Here is a 15,468-nt window from a genome sequence, read left to right as displayed (position 1 = left end):
GCGCCTTTTATCTGGAGTCCGTCATGACAACCGACACTCTGCCCCACGCCGACACCCGGATCATGCGCATCGTGCACAACGCGCTACGCCGCGATCTTGCTCGCGCGATACAGGTGCTGGGCGCTGCCCCTGCGCCCACATCGGCCCAGCGGGTCGCCCTCGCCGACCACCTCGTGTGGATGATGCATTTCCTTCACCTGCACCACAGCGGCGAGGACGATGCCCTATGGCCTCTCGTCCGTCAGTTGAACCCGGCCGCCGGAGCACTCCTCGACGTGATGGACGCCGACCATGCTCGGATCGGCCCAGAGATCGAGCGGGTCACCGCCGCGGCCATCGAATATCGTGCCGATCCCGCTGCCCGACAGGATTTTCTACAATCCCTCACCGCTCTGGAGCACGCTCTCCTGCCGCATCTGCAGCGTGAAGAGGACAAGATGATGCCGGTCGTCGCCCGGACCCTGACCGGTCGGCAATGGGACGAGGTGGAGCAGCGCGTCTTCATCGCCTCGAAAACCAAGCGGGAGTTGGGAACCGAAGCGCACTGGATTATCGACGGTGTCGATCACGAGGACTACGACGTCGCCGTCGGTAAAGTCGGTCCCCTCACTCGGTTCATCTTGCTCCATACGTTCGCACGACCCTATCGGCGGGCGTGCGCCGCCCGGTGGGGCGCTCATCTCGACGTCAGCCCCCGTCTCCACCGGCCACCACGCACCGAGGGGTCGGTGGAACTGTGGATCGACGCCCCGGCCCGACAGCTCTACGACGCGGTCGCCGACGTCACCCGCATCGACGAACGCAGCCCCGAGTGCCGACGCTGCACATGGTTGCCGGGACGGTCACCGGGAACCGTGGGCGCCCGATTCCGGGGGCACAACCGCGCCCATCACCTGCGCTGGTCGCGGCTGTGCGAGGTGACCGTCGCCGACCCGGGCAGGACGTTCGAATTCCATACGGTCTCCGAGCGTCGCAACCCGCTGTACCACGACTCGACAACCTGGACCTACACCTTCAGAGCGGACGGCGACGGAACGCAGGTGACGCATTCGTATCGGATCGACCGACTGCCGTACCGCCCACTGCTCGCGCTCTATCTACGTCTGCTCCCGCAGCATCGAGACATGCGACCCCAGATGCGACAGAATCTCGAGGCGCTGCGGAAGCAGGCGCATGCCGGCACGACCCTGCCCAGAACGGCGTAGGCACTCCGAACGGTCGAGATCAGGCGGCTTGCCCGAGTCCGCCGAGTACACCACGCTGAGCCCCGAGCACGAGGACTACCGGCGAGCCCAGATCGCGCACCGATGAGTTTCCCGCGCCGCGCTGGTCAAGAGGCCGGACACCCACGGCCGGAAAGGCTATATGCCATCTGGGCATGAACGTGACTCTGGACGGCTACATCGCTGCGGCTGGCGTCGACATCGTCCCAGCGATGTTCGGCAGTCGATCTCGTCCCGGTGATGGTTCCGCTTCCGGGCGGCGATGATCCCCATGGTGCTCGGCGCAGGCTTCGCCCGATGGCTGAACCGGTAACGGCACGCGGTGAAGGACGAGTAGTCACACCTCGATAGCCCGCACGGTGAGCAGGAGTCCGGACTCCACACCTTCGTCGTAGCTGATTCTTAGCTGGTGGCCATTAGGTGCGGTTGCTATGTACACCTGCTCGCTGCGTTCGGGGTTCGGTCTACGCATCTCTTCGTGAAACGGTCCGTCGTTCAGACTTACTGTCCGTCGGTCAATCTCCTCGCTGACACCGGACCGTTCCAGCAAGGCCTCTCGCGTGGTGTGTGATGCAGTACGCACCATGACAGTTCCGGAGGAGTCCGGGAAGCTCGAGTGCCATTCGCAGGAGACGATATCGTCGTCGTCGGAAAGATGTAGTCCCAGCTCGGACGCTAACGGGAGAGCGGAGTCGCAAGGGTCGTCATGAAACACCCGCGAAACGGTGAACATACCCGTGATGAGGAGAGCGACCACTATTACCCCACATCCGAGCCATAACCACCCGTTGCGGACCTGCGGGCCCCAAGTCTTCAACCGATCGCGCATCCACCACATCGTACGGACAGTCAAGATCCGGAAAGGACAATGAATCGGGCCGAGACTTCGTTGAGTGCGGGTCACCGTGGCGACTGACTTGGACGGGGATCGAGAGTCGACAGCAAGCCGATGCTGGATGATCCAAAGACCGGCAAGGTGAAAGAACTGTTGATGATGTAACTACAGCCGGTTGGTCAGTGAGGCCCTTGGATCGATGCGATCCAAGGGCCTCACTTTGTGGTGAGCACCGGTACTTTTCCCGCCGGTCCGCCAACTTCGCTTCATCTGGGAGCGCTCCGCTTGCGCCGTCCCGAAGAACGATCGGCTATCGTCGTCGACCCGATGGTTCAGGCGCATGCGCATAAGCTCTGAAAATGGCACGCAGAGCAGTGTTCGATCCAACTGACAAGGACTTGTTCAACGAGCAACGACAACGTTTCGACTGGACTCTGCTGCAGAACGGCACAGTTTTCCAGTACGACATCGCCTTCCACCTCGAGAGCGTCTGTCAGCGGCTCGCCGGACTCGGATACCTAGTGCACCGGATCGACGGCCACGGCTGGATCTCTCGATCGACGATATGTATGACGCCTTCGCACGTGCGATGTCATATGCCCCTGACTACGGCCGCGGTCCCGATGCCTTCGAAGACACTCTCAGCGATGTTGCGAGCTTCACCTTCGGCAGTGACCCGTCCACTACTGGCACCGTTCTGGCTATCGCAGGGTTCGACACAGTTGTGCGGCTCGACCCTCACATCGCCCGAGTGACACTCGACGGCTTCGCTCGGCAGGCCCGACTCGCCGGCCTGTACGGACATCCCATGTTGTGCTTAGTCGAGTCGGCTGCGACCAATCTCGGACCCGTCGGCTGTCTCCGGGTGCACCAGGGCAGCACCTGGGAGGATCCGCCACCGGTTGCTTGGCCTATCCGCGAGTCAGAAATCGTTGAGTATCAGTTCGAGACCATCGACAGAGACGCCGCAAAGCTGATCGATGTCGTCCGATCCGCCCTGCCCGAACTACTCGGAGACTGGGCACGATGGCAGGTGCTTCCTCCCGCTCCGCTCACGGTCGGCGACACGATTGATCAGAATGCCGAGGGCAGTCGGGAGCGGTGCAACGTCGTTGTGGCGTTCGGTATCCGCGGCGAAGGTGACATCAGTGGAGTCGAAGACGCTCTCTACCGAGACCTGCGCAACGCAGGCGTTCGAGTTGGGGCATCTTGGGCCGCCAGCTACCCCGTCGGTGCTGAACAGGAGCGGGTTCTTACAAAGTTCGGCGAGCTCAGAGAATCTTGACCGATCACCGATCGGGCATTGGGACAACATCGAAGAAGACTGAGTCAGTGCGGACGCTTGAGCTCGCGATAGCGCTCAGGGGGCGGGTTGTCGCCGGCCCAGTATTCGGTCCCGTTGTCCCACCACGGGCGCACAATCACCGAGGGCGCTCGAACGCGTGCCCACATGAGCGCTTCGTCGAGCGAGGTGAATTCCGGAGACATCTCGTACGATTCCTCGCCGCCCCAGGAGCCTTGGTAGAGGCCTTCGTCCTCGGCCAGAACAGGTCGAGCCCACTGCACCGGCCCTGGCTCGCCGGCCGGAATCCGCCGCCAGGTCATGTGCACCACTCCACACCGCCCGATCGCACCGAGTAGATCGTCACCCACGGCGATGAGTCGGCTCGCCTCGTTCTTGTCACGTTCGGCGACCTGTGGATCGTTCAGAACCTCGACCAGTCGCTCCTGGACCTCTCCGACATGACCGTCGGTCAGCGGATCATCCCGAAGGGCCTCGACGATGCGGTGATGCAGGTCTGGACGCCCGACGCTCTGAAGGTCGTTCGCGAGCGCGAGCGCGGGTTTGTCGAACACAGAGCGGCGGCCCATCTACCGATCGTATGTCCGGATCGGGATAACCATCCCGAATCGGGACGGCGAACGGGACACCAGTTGGGTTCGCTCTGGATAGTTATACGCTGTTTCGGGTTGTCTCTCATTCGGTCGTTAGCGGGAGCCGGTCTCATGAGACACCACAACGGATCGCTGACGGCGCGCATCTTGCGTCATCGGGCGATGACTCAGTAAGCAACTGAAAGATTGGTGACGGAGATGTGGCGGCGGGCGACACCGTACTGGTTCTTAGCGGCGGTCCTGTTCGCCGTCACATCTCCGCTGATGCGAAACCTCACGAGCGGAGGAACCTTTTGGGAATGGCAACTGAGATGGTTCAACCTTCCCATACTGATCAGTGCAATCGCGACGGCACTCTTAGCTGAAATCAAACGGAACTGGGTCACCAACGCGCTTGCGAGCGCGATTATGTTCGCCTGCTTCGCGATTGAATCGCGATTTATTCTTATCGCGCTAGTCTATCCATTCGCCTGGACGGCAGCTGGAGCGTTCAGCGCAATCTTCTTCGCGGTGGCTGGAATTAGGTTCGCGCTGACCTCACGGTCTCACCGTCAATATGGACGGAACAATGCCGAGACTGAAATCCCAAAGTGATCCGTGCCTGACCATTCAAAGCTGCCCCTAGCCTCGCGCTTTCACCCTGACCGATCAGGCGGCTGGGTCCGAGGTCGTGGTACATCGTCGATGGCGCAAGCGCGGCGGTCAGGCAGGTCTTCTCCGCGGTGCGCAGCAATCAAGACCGTGCCGGCGTGCGAGACGACGCCGGTTCCGGTGGCCTCGACGGACAGACTGGGGTAGCAGGACGTAGGCCTCCCACCTGAATGGTGCTCCTCGAAACTCGGACTGATTGGTGCAACCTTCCGTTGGGATTCGATCGCCGACATGCTCGATTGCACGGGGACGGCGCTAGAGTAAGGAGTGCACTGCGAGGGGTGGGTGCCGGTCATCGAGAACGATTTACTCCGATGGGACTATCAGCCATAGCGTCCGATCAGGCGATGACCTGTACTCCAAGGCGTCCGAACGTCGAGGCTCCGGCCAGTCCCACAACCGGATTCCTTCACCGGACGGGAGATAACCGGGACCCGCGCAGCTCAGCTCGTTCTGGACATGGGCCGGCTTTCGGGACGTGCCGGTCATCGTTCATCAAACGGTTAGGAGTCTGTGCACACGTCCGTCGTGGTCACAGCCGAGACAAAGAGCTTCCCGTTGATCACCACAATGGAATGAGAGATCGAAACGACCACTTCGTTCTCCCGCTCGAACACGATGTTGGCGAACGTCGACGTGTGGTTTGAAAGCTCACGGTGGAGATCAGTCAAGGTGTCATACGGCCCGAGTTCAAGGGTGTGGACCTCGAAGCTATGGTTCCTACTCATCTCGAAGACGGTACGGCCCTACTCCGCCACCGGATCGTAGACCGGTCAGCGATCGTCATCCGGCTCCGATGGGCGGTCCGCTGACAGCGAGCGCTGCGACACTATGACCATGACGTCTGATCTTGCGGTCAACCTCCTGGACACGTTCCCCGGCCGCATCTTGATCGATTGGTGGGGAGAGTGGCGCGCATTGCACCCGGAGTTCTCCTCCGCTGGGCAGTACGCCGACTCGATCGACACCGAGGATTACTCGGGCCGCGTGGCGATGGTCCTTCACATGTATCTGTACGGCGGCGACGTCAAGGACGTCATCGACCTCGACACCTCCGACCCCGACATCGTGGAGATGAGCGAGGCCGTCGCGGCCGCACTGTGCTCACCCGGTCGCGAAACTCTGCTCTCCCCACAAAGTCATCACGGCAACCTCACCGAGTTCCGCACACTAAGCGTCGCTAACCGCTACCGACCCAGCGCTTTACCGGACGGCGCCTTCTGGACGGCAACGAAGTTCGCCTGCGGAAACGATGCCTGGCTGCTCCATGGCGAACACGACGCAGAGCGCAGTCCCCTGCGCTACGACGTTCATTTCGACCCGGCGACGGCGCGGATCGCGCGGGTCGATTCGGCGCCCGCATGGGAGGCTCTGCTGAAGGCGCATCCCCGCAAGCACGAAGGGACCGTGTTTCCCGATTGGCCGTCGATCGCCCAGGAGTGGGACGCGGTCCACGTATCGCTTAGTGGACTGCTGTGCGCCGAGCCGCTGATATCGCAAGTGCCCTACACCGAAGAAGATCCCAGCGGCTATACCCACTGTCAGTCCGGCGGCCCCTACGTCGGCATCGCCGAATGGGCTGTGCCGAGCACAGCCTGGCTTCGTCCGTCAGCCCATATGAGGGTCGAGCCAACTGCCCTTGCAGGAGGGCAAGCGATCGATGACCGGTGAGCGATCCACGACCGGGGATGATTGCCATAGCAAGGAAGCCGGACAGCGTCGTTGCCCGTTAGCCTTAGACCTGTAAATGATCCCCGGTACCAAGGGAGCCCTGTGCGCAAGCGCCTTTTTTTCGCGGCCGCCGGAGTGGTGGTTGCCGGTGTGGCGGTAGGGGTGCTCATCAACGGTGCAGCCTCCGACCTCATTCCTGTTCCCGACGCACCTGATGGCGGCGCTGAAGATACTCGACCGATGCCAAGCCGAGGAGTGGTCCGTAGCTGGGATATCGAGGGTATGCAGGGCGTTATCGACGGCGACGATATCCCAGGCGGATGCCACATCATGTTCGGCGCGGTCGCGGTAGACGGATTCCCCGCATTGTCCAAAGGACAACAGGTGGAGTTCGAATGGTATCGCGACGAACAGTCCGAGTCGGGCCTTCCATATGAATGCAGTCGGGCCTGGCCGGCCGGGGAACAGCCGTATGACGAGCCGAAGGCTTTCAGGTCGAGAGCGTGGACGGTTCACGCGGACGGCACGGTCGAAGAGATCACCGAGGCGGAACTGGCGGAGCCGGTGCCAGCTCTGCCCCGGGTTACCGGCCAGGCGATAGGCACCGTGCAGATGTGGAATAGCGAGGAGGGGTGGGGAGTTATCGACTCCGCTCAGACACCGGGCGGTTGCTGGGCCTTTTACAGCGAGATCGTCGGAGAAGGGTTCCGAACCTTGGTTGTGGGTGCCACCGTCACACTCGACTGGGAACAGGTAACCGATCAGGACGGTTATCGGTACCGGGCCACGCGTGTGGAGCAACACGGTAGCTAGCACACCCAGCGGTGGTGGCGGGCCTCTCCAGCGGCATCCCGAGCGCGGAACGCCCATCGGCACCGGATGAGGATCCGCTACCGGGAAACACCGGTAACGGTTCCGCGATCGAGAAAACCGGGGGCTGCACGGCAGTACGTTTGAGAGATGAAGGCCCTACTCGCCCCACTGTTGCTGCTTGCTCTCGTCGTCCCAGGCTGCGCCGACGATAGCGCCCCCGGATCGACGGGCGGTGACACCCACGGCACCGAGATCGAGGTCGGCGGCCGCGACGCGCTGGAGTGGGGTGACGGCGAGTACGGAGTGGTGCTGGCCCACGGTGTGGTCTTCGACACCGCCAGCTGGGAGGCGCAGGCGACGGCGATCGCCGACCAGGGTGCCACCGTCATCGCCGTCGAGGACATCGCACCGGAGTCGATCGCGGCCGCCGTCGCCAAGCTCCAGGACGACGGGCATCCCGACGTCGCGCTGGTGGGCGGAAGCGCGGGCGCCGACGCGATCCTGCAGCTGGCCTCGCAGCAGCCCGACCTGCCTGACCAGCTGGTGCTGCTCTCGCCCAACAGGGTCGTCGACGGCCTCGGCGGGGAGCCCAAGTTGTTCATCGCCAGCGAGGACGAGCCTGTTGCCGGCGTGTCGCAGCAGCCGCCGACCGCTCACCGGGTGATGACAACGAGGTGATCCTGCTGCCGGGCTCCGACCACGGCCAGAACATCTTCGACGGCGAGCACGGCGATGAGGCACTCGACGCCATCCTGCAGCGGCTGGCGAACTGAGGACCTTCCGGCTGGGCAACGGTCACGGATCACGCAGTCGACTCCGGTCGGCGACCCAGCAAGAACTCGCTCAGACTCTCGTTGAACAATGGGTCCTCGTCGCCTCCACGCGCAATGAGGCCGTCCGCCGGTGGAACGTCTGTGGCGACCCATCCCGTTGGCGAATCGCTGACCGGTCACCGATCGGTAGCCGGACACCGGTCGCTCCGGCAACGGTGGCGCATGCACTCGCTACCTTGGTTACCGATTGACCGATGATTCTCCGGTCGATCAACGTCGAGGAGGTTTCTGATCGACTCGCGGTGGTCGTCTCGGCGTGTGTCTACGCCGAGGGTGATAGTTCAGTCTTCGCCTGGGCCGACTACCCGCAGTCCCTCGGGTGGCACCTCCTGGACGATGAACGTGTCGTCGACGTCGGTCACTATGGCCACATAGAACACCGGCCGGCCGTCGATGTGCACGTGGCATCCGATGTTGAAACCCACCAGGCGGGGGATCCGCCGGAGAACTGGTTCGCCGCCCTCAATGTCGCTATCGGGGTGCAGCCGTGCAGCCTCGGCCAGAACGGCTCGCTGCACGACGTTTCGGTCGATCAGGGTGTCGTCATCGGTCAGCATCGAAAAAGATACCGGTTCGGTGCAGACGAACGGCACTTCGAGCTTCATCGGTTGCGGCACTCCGTCCTGGGGTGCGGGGGGAACGTAGGGTGCGAACGTGATGCGGTACGCCGCGATCGGTCGATGGGAGCCAGGGTGGAGGACGAACGTCCAGTAGCCGTTGTGCGTCGGCACGGTACCGCGCAGCGCCGCCCCTCCACTCGAGGTCGCGTCCAGGAACTCGTCGTAACCGAGAAGCTCGGCGTGTGCTCCGTGATCGGCGTCGCGGGATTGAGCGTGAACCTCCGCCAGGTCGACCTCGAACAGAGACACCGGATAGCGATACTTTCGCCCGGCCATCTGGGTGTGGAACTGCCGGAGAGCGTCGGTATCCAGATCGTCTGCGATCCAGTGAGCGATCTCGCGTGTGGTCACCTCCTCGATGGGATGCACGGGTTCAGGGAAACCACGAAACACCCCGTCCTCGTCGACACTGTCCGCGAAGGATTCGAAGTCCATGTTCGCGATCGACAGATTGTTCTCCACACCCCACATCTGCGAGGGAATGACGCGGAAGGTTCTTCCGCGAGGCCGTTCCGGCTCGTCGGGCCCGGTGTAGACGGCGAGGATGGGCATCTCGGAATTCGTCACTGTCTCGGCGTCGACGAGAAACGCGTAGTAGGGCGGAGGTTCACCGATTGCCTCGACGAGCCCGTCGACGGTCAACCCGTCGTATTCCGGATTGTCGATGCAGGTGAGGTAGGCGGCGAATTCGGTGTCGCCCCCCTGCGGTACCGGAGCCATGGCCGCAGCGGCAATGTCTCGCCAGGCGGCGTCGTCGGTGAAGTCGGTACGGATGAGCAGTGACTCGCCCTCGAGATGGTCGGTAAGGATTCGTCCTGTTCCGAGGGTGGCTTGCACCTCCGCTTCGCGGCGATGGTGCTCCTCGGCGGCTAGTTCGGCTGTGATCTCAGCGGGATCGCGAGCAGGTGGGTCGACCGGAACGATCGAGTCCACGATCCGAGCACAGTCGGCCCGGTCGATCTCCTGATAGCTGCGGATCTCGTACGTCCAGTCACCGATGGACCGGCGGTAGCGTTCCGGTGTCGAATCGTTCGGCCACTCGACTGTCCGTTCACCGATCGCTGTCACCCATCGGCGCAGCGTGAACTGTGGCGTATACCCGCTGATCGACACACTCAGTTCGCCGGTGCGGGCATCGCCGGATTGAGCCTGTACGTTGGTCGTCATCGGCAGCCACGTCGGAAGCGCCTGAGGAATCCCGGCCAGAACGCGCTGATGTTCCTCGTGCTCACGATGGAATTTCGCCATATCGTCCTCGGCCGAGCGTGACGGCCCTGCCCAGGTAAACAACGTGGGCTCGAATACCTCGTCAAGGCTGGGGTTTTCCAGCTCCATCCAGTCCTCGCCGTGCTGCCACCGCAGCGCGATACCAAGTTCCGCGTCGAACACGTAGGTGACCGTGTCGTTCGAATGCTGGTCGAGGGCACTCACCTCCCAACCGTCGCGGCCACGAACGCGGACTGCTCTGGGTGCACTCGGTCCGACGAATCGTTGGTCGTCGAACCCCCGAGTTGCCCCGGCAGGAAACAGGTCGTAGGCGCGTAGAAGAAGGGACGGCGGGCCGGTACCGATGGTTGCGTAGATGGTGTTGGGGGACTTGACGGAGTGCACCATCGTGCCGCCCTCGTCGCGTGACCATCTGTCGGTGGCGTTCTCGATGAACGTGGGCTCCCCGGACTCGTTCTCGTAACGCCAGGCTTCCTCAGGTGCGTGCCACACGAGTGTCCAGGATCCGTCCGGCCGGTGGACAGTTCCGCGAACGGTGCGTCCCATCGTGCCGAAATTCGAGCCTCGGACCTGTTCCCACGTCGGCGTCATGATCAGAACGTACCCGACGGTATCCTTCGTCCCTGTTCGACCATGCTTCGGAAAATGATGAAGCCCTGGATTATCCGGCCACCGACCGGGTCGGCCGAGCAATGGTTTTGCAGGCTGATCGGTGTGGCCGATGCACGTGGGAGTTCCGATTGGCGTTCCGCTTCCGGCACCTGACGCCGCACAGGTAAGGTGCCGGAACGTGCAGCGCCTTCGGTTACATGTCCCGAACCTTCTTGTTGCGTTGGCTGGATTTGGCTTCTTTCTGGGAATTCTTGCGACGATGGCTTGGCATTTCGTGGAGCCGCAAATGGGCTTTCACCCCGAAATCGGAGAGACTTTTGCTGAGGCAGGGTTCGGCCCTGGACCGAGGATGCATCCAGGAGTGGATTGGTTACCAACGCTCGTGGCCTTTCCCCATAGGGACAAGCGCGCTTGCCGTTGGGCTTTGGTGGTTCCTCGCTCGGCTGGGGTGGAGACTCACTCAAGGTTCGTTCGGATCATCCGCGCTCATACTCACGTTTGCGCTCTTTGCAGCAATGGTGGGACTAGTGACAGGGCTTCTGCTCGCTTACTTTCCTCCAGCGCTTGGCGAACCGTACTTCGTCACGGACATGAGCATTGGCGCGAATGGAGGTGACCCGCTTCGGGTCGGGCTGGGGGGACCCACCTGGCTCACACTTCCCGCGTTGGGGCTGTTCTTCGGCATCGCGGCTGCCTTTGCGCTGTGTGCCTTCGGTTGGACCCTCCAGCGCATCGTCGAACCCCACCGATAGGCGATCCTTCAGAGTGCTTGGCTTCCTTGATGTGTGGGGCTCGGTTGACAGGGCCCCGCCAGCTGGGCGAACGTTGACGTAGGTCGGGGTGTCCGCGAGCGCTTGCCGTGTGATCGACGAGAGGATCTCCGATGTCCCCTTCCCCGATGTGGTACTGGCTCGGTGACCATTACTGGTACACGGTGTACCCACTGGTCACGATCTTCGGCCCGATCTTCGGCTGATTGCGATGATCGGATTCGGTGACGACGTTTCTTCTGGTGGCCGTGCCTGTCGCCGATAGAGCGCTTTCGGACGCATCGATACCACTTACCGATCCCCCTCCCGGCGCTCGATGAGCGACTGGCGGCAATGTCGGGAGTTGCGGCGATGTCGAGCAGTATGCGCGTTCCGCCGGTCAGATGCGGTCGGCCCCGATCCGTTGTCGGGTGGCAGGATCAGTGGTATCGAGATCGGGAACTCGATGTGAGTGCCCGGATTGAGGTCGTAGGGAGTATCGGCATGGCGCAGGGCATTGTGAAGTGGTTCAACGGTGAGAAGGGCTTCGGTTTCATCGCACCCGACGACGGAACTCCGGACGTCTTCGTGCACTATTCGGAAATCTCGGGCAGCGGCTTCAAGTCCCTCGATGAGAACCAGCGTGTGGAGTTCGAGGTGGGCCAGGGGCAGAAGGGCCCACAGGCCACGAACGTGCGGGCTGTCTAACTAGTCGGCGGGACCGCATCCGGTGGGTGCGGTCCTCCTTCCGTACGGCCTGCGTTCGGAAATACGGAAACACATGGGGTCACTCGTCGTGCCCATCAGGCGAAGCGTCGGCCTCATGGGCAAAGCGAACAGCCCGGTAGTAGTCGGCGATCGACGCCTGTTTCCCGGCCGGTGCCGATCGAGAGCGTTCCCGAGCTCGGCCGTGCGGTTCAATTGAAATCTGCCGCTCCCAATCCGCATCTGATCGTGCCCGCGGAACGCGCATTGCGGTCTCCTCTGAATTGCGCCCCCGGAGGAGTTGCTCTCCACACAGATCACGCGCTAGCGACTCGTCTGTCGCGCCCCGACGCGTAACGAACCCTCATTCCTTTGTAAAGTCGGGCCATCGGAGTCACTACCCGAGGGGCGATAGCTTCCCACTCCGGGAATGCCTCAGCGTGCGGCGCCGACTCCAGACCCTCGACCCCGACTCGTAGCACCGGAAGCGGATCCTCGTACCGATCTGTCATGAGTGGTGTACTTCCACCCACAGAGGATGACTCCCACTGGTGTCGCACACCCAGGTCCGAGAATCGTCGCGGTCGAGGTTGACGGTGTCGGTGAGCCAATAGGTCTCGTCGGGCGCCCATCCCGCGATGACACTCGCGGTATCGGCGTCGACAGCGATCGCGGTCCCCGCCGCGGCGAGGTATCCCGCCACCGTGAGGTGCACGCCCTCGTACTGTTCGGAGAACCTCGGCCAGTCGGGGATGACCCATCGTCCCGATCGTCCGGTGGTGCGGTACCAATCGTGTCGTTTCTGCGCGGTGACCTCGACGGGGAACTGCCTGCAGAGTTCTGCCCACGCCTGCGCACCGTCGACCTCGTACACGCGGGCGCCGTCGGGGATGTTCACTTGTCGCGTGATGGCGCGCTCCCATCCCATGCTGTCCTCGACGAACCACAAGCCGGCCGGGGTCCCGTCGAACTGCAGGCGGGACGAACACCGTGTAGGTGGAGTCGACCACCACCAGCCGGACCAGTTCGCCGACGGATCCGCCGGACGATCACGTTCTGCTCGCACTTCCTGCGCGGCAGTCCGATCACGGTAGTCACGTAGCAGCTCCGCGGTGGTTGAGTCAACGGAATCAGTACCGTCCTCGCTCCAGCTCACCGACCACTGATCGGTCGCAGCGGGCGTCGTCCACCACAGCGCATGCGTGGATCGTGCGATGTGCTCGGCGACCCGTAAAAGCTCACCCCGCACAGGCTTGGCGTCGACGAGGATGTCTTCACCGTCCGGGTCCTGCCAGTAGCGTGCCGCGTCGACCGCGTCGGCGAGGGCCGAACGGAGCGCAACCGCCGTCACCTCGGGAAACGTCCCCTGGGACAGGCGGTGCGCCACATGGTCTGCAGTGATGACGGTGCGCCGGGCCTCTTCGGCGCCGGGCCCGAACAGCACGCGTGCGCCTTCGCGACCGGACTCGAGGTGATACGACGCAAGGGATACCGCGTAATCGAACGAGTCGTTGCGGAACTCGGGTTGCAGAATGCGTTCGGCGTCCCTCGCGTAGGCGAGCAGCATCCGACGCCCACGTGGGCCGGCCAACAGTGCTTCTGCTGCAGTCATGTGCTGCCCACCATAGAGCCCCGGAGCCGGACGGAGTCCGGCGATCATCGCAGTCCGCAAGCGGATCCATGACCGGACACCGCCGGAGCGGGTCACGGCAGAGGGTGCTGGCCGCTCTCGATTCGTTGCTTCCGCACCCTGAACTCGTCCTCCGAAATCTCTGCCAACCCCGGCACCGTGGGGCCGATCGCGGGCGAACGCTGCCTGACGCGCCTGATTCACCAAGAAGGCCCGCCCCATTCGGGGCGGGCCTTCTTGCACCGGTCGAGCCGACGGGGCTTGGTAGCTGTCGGACAGAGCCCATGTGGAAGGCAGGTGTGAGGGTCAGCGACTTACGCAGTCGCAGTAGGCGACAACTGTTCCATCCCCTGGAGGGTGATGTCGTCGACGACCTGCGACCCGTGATCGGCCACGTAATGGTAGGTGAGCTCGGCGCGGAGCCTACCGCTCACCCGGACGTAGTGATCGTTCCAGTCGTGGTCGATTACGTGCCAGGGCACACCGCTGCTAGCGCCGTAATAGTCCGGCTTGTAGACACACGCCTCCCAGTCGACATCTACTTCGACCCGCACCTCGCCGATAGTGGTGCCGCCGTCGAACTCTTCGTGCTCATCGACGATAAGGGTCGCCAAGTCGGGGGTGACGTCCACGACGTCGATCGGTGCCTCGGTGATCTCGGGGATGCTCACCTCGAATGCGAGTCCGTTCCCTTCAGCGACGGCGAGCTCGTGTTCCATCAACTGCATGTCGCCGTTGACCGCGTCACTGAGCAACTCGGTAACACTCCGGAACTCCGCAGCGAGATCGGCATACGGGTTCGTTGAGGCGGCATGCTCAGCAGTGACGATCGCCAAGGCCTCGCGGTAGGCGGCACCGGGGTGCTCGATCATGTACTTGCGGGCAGCACGCTTAGGCGCAGAATTCTTCGTCATGTCGGTTCTCCAACCACTGGTCAGCGCGTACAGCAGCCCGCATCCACTACACGCGCGATAAGTGTGTTGGATGAATGTTCGCAGATCCTGTGGACCTTGCCCTCGGACGTCGTGTGCGATGCGGGCGCACGTGACTCGGGTGAAGCTGTGCGAGACGGCTCAAGATCAACTTAATCATTCGCCGCCGGACGCGGTCAACTCGTTCGAGTGGCCGTCTCGCGTGAGATCTGGCCACGGGTCTCGAGATGTAGTGTCTCGCTGCCAGTGGCATTTTGAGACGCCGCGAACTGACGCCGCGAACTGCGGACTTGTTGCTTGCTCACCGCATGGCCACAGCAATCTGTCTCAAGACCCGGGCATTTCCTCAGCCATTCCGAAGCGAGACGGGCCGTGCCGATGACCCGGGCCGCGACGAGCGATCAGGACGCCCTGACACCCACACCACGAGTGGTTGGCGATCCCGTAAGCGGATCGACGACCGGAACGACCTAGGACGCCAACTCTTGCGCGCCGCCGTCAGTGTGCGCTGCTCGTAAATTGGCGAGAAGTAGCATGGTTCCTACTATGAGGCCGGCGGCGGCACCCACGCCGGTGAACATCATCCAGGTCGGGCCCATGTCGTAGTGAATGATGTTCGAGTCGGGATATGGATTTTGAGGGTCACGCGGCTCTGACTGGACGACTGAGTAGATCCGCGGCTGGGCGACTCGACCAGCGATCGAAACCGCAAGGCCGAAGAGTCCGCAGAATGCTGATAGGGCGGCGACGATCGGCCACCGTTCCCCCGGCTCTCCCTGCGCGGCGTGGACAAGCCTCCAGCCCGTTCGAACCAGCAACGCCGCGGTCATCAACGCTGCTGCGGTTCCGACAATGAGGAACCAGACAGTTGCCGGGAACCAGTGAGGTCCATCGATGTATGCATAGCCATCGATGATGTACATGTAGCCGATCTTGCCGTCATCCATGGGCCGCGGTGGTGGGGGTGGAATGCCCACGTCAACGGGGCTACCCAGGGGAGTTGCGTAACGCCACGCCAGAAGTCCGAGCACACTGAGCAGCGCGCCGAGCCCGGTGAAAACCAGGATCACA

The 15,468-nt window shown here is 62.9% G+C and carries 16 protein-coding genes; 8 read left to right on the top strand and 8 right to left on the bottom strand.

Annotated elements, in window-relative coordinates; all coding sequences use genetic code 11:
• Window positions 1-23 precede the first annotated feature (23 nt).
• Window positions 24-1,205, top strand: coding sequence for a hemerythrin domain-containing protein (locus L1080_RS33680; protein WP_250775382.1), 1,182 nt, complete (start codon window positions 24-26; stop codon window positions 1,203-1,205).
• A 19-nt stretch (window positions 1,206-1,224) separates the two neighbouring features.
• Here the strand turns inward: L1080_RS33680 and L1080_RS33675 are convergent, their stop codons facing one another.
• Together L1080_RS33675 and L1080_RS33670 are read right to left on the bottom strand one after the other, a co-directional pair.
• Window positions 1,225-1,380: a hypothetical protein gene (locus tag L1080_RS33675; RefSeq protein ID WP_250775392.1), complete on the bottom strand. Its 156-nt coding sequence runs from the start codon at window positions 1,378-1,380 to the stop codon at window positions 1,225-1,227.
• A gap of 180 nt (window positions 1,381-1,560) precedes the next feature.
• Window positions 1,561-2,052: a hypothetical protein gene (locus L1080_RS33670; protein WP_250775394.1), complete on the bottom strand. Its 492-nt coding sequence runs from the start codon at window positions 2,050-2,052 to the stop codon at window positions 1,561-1,563.
• 595 nt (window positions 2,053-2,647) lie between these two features.
• Between L1080_RS33670 and L1080_RS33665 the strand changes: the two genes are divergently transcribed.
• Window positions 2,648-3,343 carry a hypothetical protein gene (locus tag L1080_RS33665; RefSeq protein WP_250775396.1) on the top strand — a complete coding sequence of 232 codons (696 nt, stop codon included), beginning with the start codon at window positions 2,648-2,650 and terminating at the stop codon, window positions 3,341-3,343.
• A 44-nt stretch (window positions 3,344-3,387) separates the two neighbouring features.
• On the opposite strand, the gene L1080_RS33660 is transcribed toward L1080_RS33665, so the two are convergent.
• The gene (locus tag L1080_RS33660; RefSeq protein ID WP_250775399.1) at window positions 3,388-3,930 is read right to left on the bottom strand and encodes a hypothetical protein; all 543 of its coding nucleotides are present in this window, start codon (window positions 3,928-3,930) and stop codon (window positions 3,388-3,390) included.
• Window positions 3,931-4,143: 213 nt separating this feature from the next.
• Here L1080_RS33660 and L1080_RS33655 point away from each other — a divergent pair, with 213 nt between their 5' ends.
• A complete protein-coding gene (locus tag L1080_RS33655) occupies window positions 4,144-4,548 on the top strand; it encodes a hypothetical protein (protein ID WP_250775401.1) in 405 nt (134 codons plus the stop codon).
• Window positions 4,549-5,108: 560 nt separating this feature from the next.
• Here the strand turns inward: L1080_RS33655 and L1080_RS33650 are convergent.
• Entirely contained in the window at window positions 5,109-5,333 is a 225-nt protein-coding gene (locus L1080_RS33650) for a hypothetical protein (RefSeq protein ID WP_250775403.1), read from the bottom strand.
• A gap of 109 nt (window positions 5,334-5,442) precedes the next feature.
• Between L1080_RS33650 and L1080_RS33645 the strand changes: the two genes are divergently transcribed.
• The 3 genes from L1080_RS33645 to L1080_RS33635 all read left to right on the top strand — a co-directional run bounded on the left by L1080_RS33645 (window position 5,443) and on the right by L1080_RS33635 (window position 7,767).
• Window positions 5,443-6,276, top strand: a complete 834-nt coding sequence (locus L1080_RS33645; RefSeq protein WP_250775406.1) for a hypothetical protein — start codon at window positions 5,443-5,445, stop codon at window positions 6,274-6,276.
• Between the two features lie 102 nt (window positions 6,277-6,378).
• Entirely contained in the window at window positions 6,379-7,089 is a 711-nt protein-coding gene (locus L1080_RS33640; RefSeq protein WP_250775408.1) for a hypothetical protein, read from the top strand.
• A gap of 147 nt (window positions 7,090-7,236) precedes the next feature.
• Window positions 7,237-7,767: an alpha/beta fold hydrolase gene (locus tag L1080_RS33635; protein WP_250775410.1), complete on the top strand. Its 531-nt coding sequence runs from the start codon at window positions 7,237-7,239 to the stop codon at window positions 7,765-7,767.
• A gap of 436 nt (window positions 7,768-8,203) precedes the next feature.
• On the opposite strand, the gene L1080_RS33630 is transcribed toward L1080_RS33635, so the two are convergent.
• On the bottom strand, window positions 8,204-10,360 hold the full coding sequence (locus L1080_RS33630) for a DUF6924 domain-containing protein (protein ID WP_250775412.1): 2,157 nt from the start codon (window positions 10,358-10,360) through the stop codon (window positions 8,204-8,206).
• Between the two features lie 611 nt (window positions 10,361-10,971).
• Between L1080_RS33630 and L1080_RS33625 the strand changes: the two genes are divergently transcribed.
• Both L1080_RS33625 and L1080_RS33620 read left to right on the top strand, forming a co-directional pair.
• The gene (locus L1080_RS33625) at window positions 10,972-11,133 is read left to right on the top strand and encodes a hypothetical protein (RefSeq protein ID WP_250775421.1); all 162 of its coding nucleotides are present in this window, start codon (window positions 10,972-10,974) and stop codon (window positions 11,131-11,133) included.
• A 501-nt stretch (window positions 11,134-11,634) separates the two neighbouring features.
• Window positions 11,635-11,838 (top strand): cold-shock protein, encoded by a 204-nt coding sequence (locus L1080_RS33620; RefSeq protein ID WP_073365012.1) that lies wholly within the window; start codon window positions 11,635-11,637, stop codon window positions 11,836-11,838.
• Window positions 11,839-12,343: 505 nt separating this feature from the next.
• Here L1080_RS33620 and L1080_RS33615 read toward each other — a convergent pair.
• The 3 genes from L1080_RS33615 to L1080_RS33605 all read right to left on the bottom strand — a co-directional run bounded on the left by L1080_RS33615 (window position 12,344) and on the right by L1080_RS33605 (window position 15,344).
• On the bottom strand, window positions 12,344-13,447 hold the full coding sequence (locus L1080_RS33615; RefSeq protein WP_250775423.1) for a hypothetical protein: 1,104 nt from the start codon (window positions 13,445-13,447) through the stop codon (window positions 12,344-12,346).
• Window positions 13,448-13,779: 332 nt separating this feature from the next.
• Entirely contained in the window at window positions 13,780-14,379 is a 600-nt protein-coding gene (locus L1080_RS33610) for a hypothetical protein (protein WP_250775425.1), read from the bottom strand.
• A gap of 488 nt (window positions 14,380-14,867) precedes the next feature.
• The gene (locus L1080_RS33605) at window positions 14,868-15,344 is read right to left on the bottom strand and encodes a hypothetical protein (RefSeq protein ID WP_250775427.1); all 477 of its coding nucleotides are present in this window, start codon (window positions 15,342-15,344) and stop codon (window positions 14,868-14,870) included.
• Between the last annotated feature and the right edge of the window lie 124 nt (window positions 15,345-15,468).

The organism is Rhodococcus sp. MSC1_016, assembly GCF_023667485.2.
Taxonomy (GTDB): Bacteria; Actinomycetota; Actinomycetes; order Mycobacteriales; family Mycobacteriaceae; genus Rhodococcus_F; species Rhodococcus_F oxybenzonivorans.
This window is presented reverse-complemented; position numbering and strand designations above follow the sequence as displayed.

Bases quoted from the DNA above. Each gene is read 5' to 3' on its own strand.
- L1080_RS33660 (WP_250775399.1), bottom strand. From the start codon at position 3,930: ATGGGCCGCCGCTCTGTGTTCGACAAACCCGCGCTCGCGCTCGCGAAC.
- L1080_RS33635 (WP_250775410.1), top strand. From the start codon at position 7,237: ATGAAGGCCCTACTCGCCCCACTGTTGCTGCTTGCTCTCGTCGTCCCA.
- L1080_RS33615 (WP_250775423.1), bottom strand. From the start codon at position 13,447: ATGACTGCAGCAGAAGCACTGTTGGCCGGCCCACGTGGGCGTCGGATG.
- L1080_RS33645 (WP_250775406.1), top strand. From the start codon at position 5,443: ATGACGTCTGATCTTGCGGTCAACCTCCTGGACACGTTCCCCGGCCGC.
- L1080_RS33620 (WP_073365012.1), top strand. From the start codon at position 11,635: ATGGCGCAGGGCATTGTGAAGTGGTTCAACGGTGAGAAGGGCTTCGGT.
- L1080_RS33610 (WP_250775425.1), bottom strand. From the start codon at position 14,379: ATGACGAAGAATTCTGCGCCTAAGCGTGCTGCCCGCAAGTACATGATC.
- L1080_RS33625 (WP_250775421.1), top strand. From the start codon at position 10,972: ATGAGCATTGGCGCGAATGGAGGTGACCCGCTTCGGGTCGGGCTGGGG.
- L1080_RS33665 (WP_250775396.1), top strand. From the start codon at position 2,648: ATGTCATATGCCCCTGACTACGGCCGCGGTCCCGATGCCTTCGAAGAC.
- L1080_RS33630 (WP_250775412.1), bottom strand. From the start codon at position 10,360: ATGACGCCGACGTGGGAACAGGTCCGAGGCTCGAATTTCGGCACGATG.
- L1080_RS33680 (WP_250775382.1), top strand. From the start codon at position 24: ATGACAACCGACACTCTGCCCCACGCCGACACCCGGATCATGCGCATC.
- L1080_RS33670 (WP_250775394.1), bottom strand. From the start codon at position 2,052: ATGCGCGATCGGTTGAAGACTTGGGGCCCGCAGGTCCGCAACGGGTGG.
- L1080_RS33675 (WP_250775392.1), bottom strand. From the start codon at position 1,380: ATGCCCAGATGGCATATAGCCTTTCCGGCCGTGGGTGTCCGGCCTCTT.
- L1080_RS33650 (WP_250775403.1), bottom strand. From the start codon at position 5,333: ATGAGTAGGAACCATAGCTTCGAGGTCCACACCCTTGAACTCGGGCCG.
- L1080_RS33605 (WP_250775427.1), bottom strand. From the start codon at position 15,344: ATGGATGACGGCAAGATCGGCTACATGTACATCATCGATGGCTATGCA.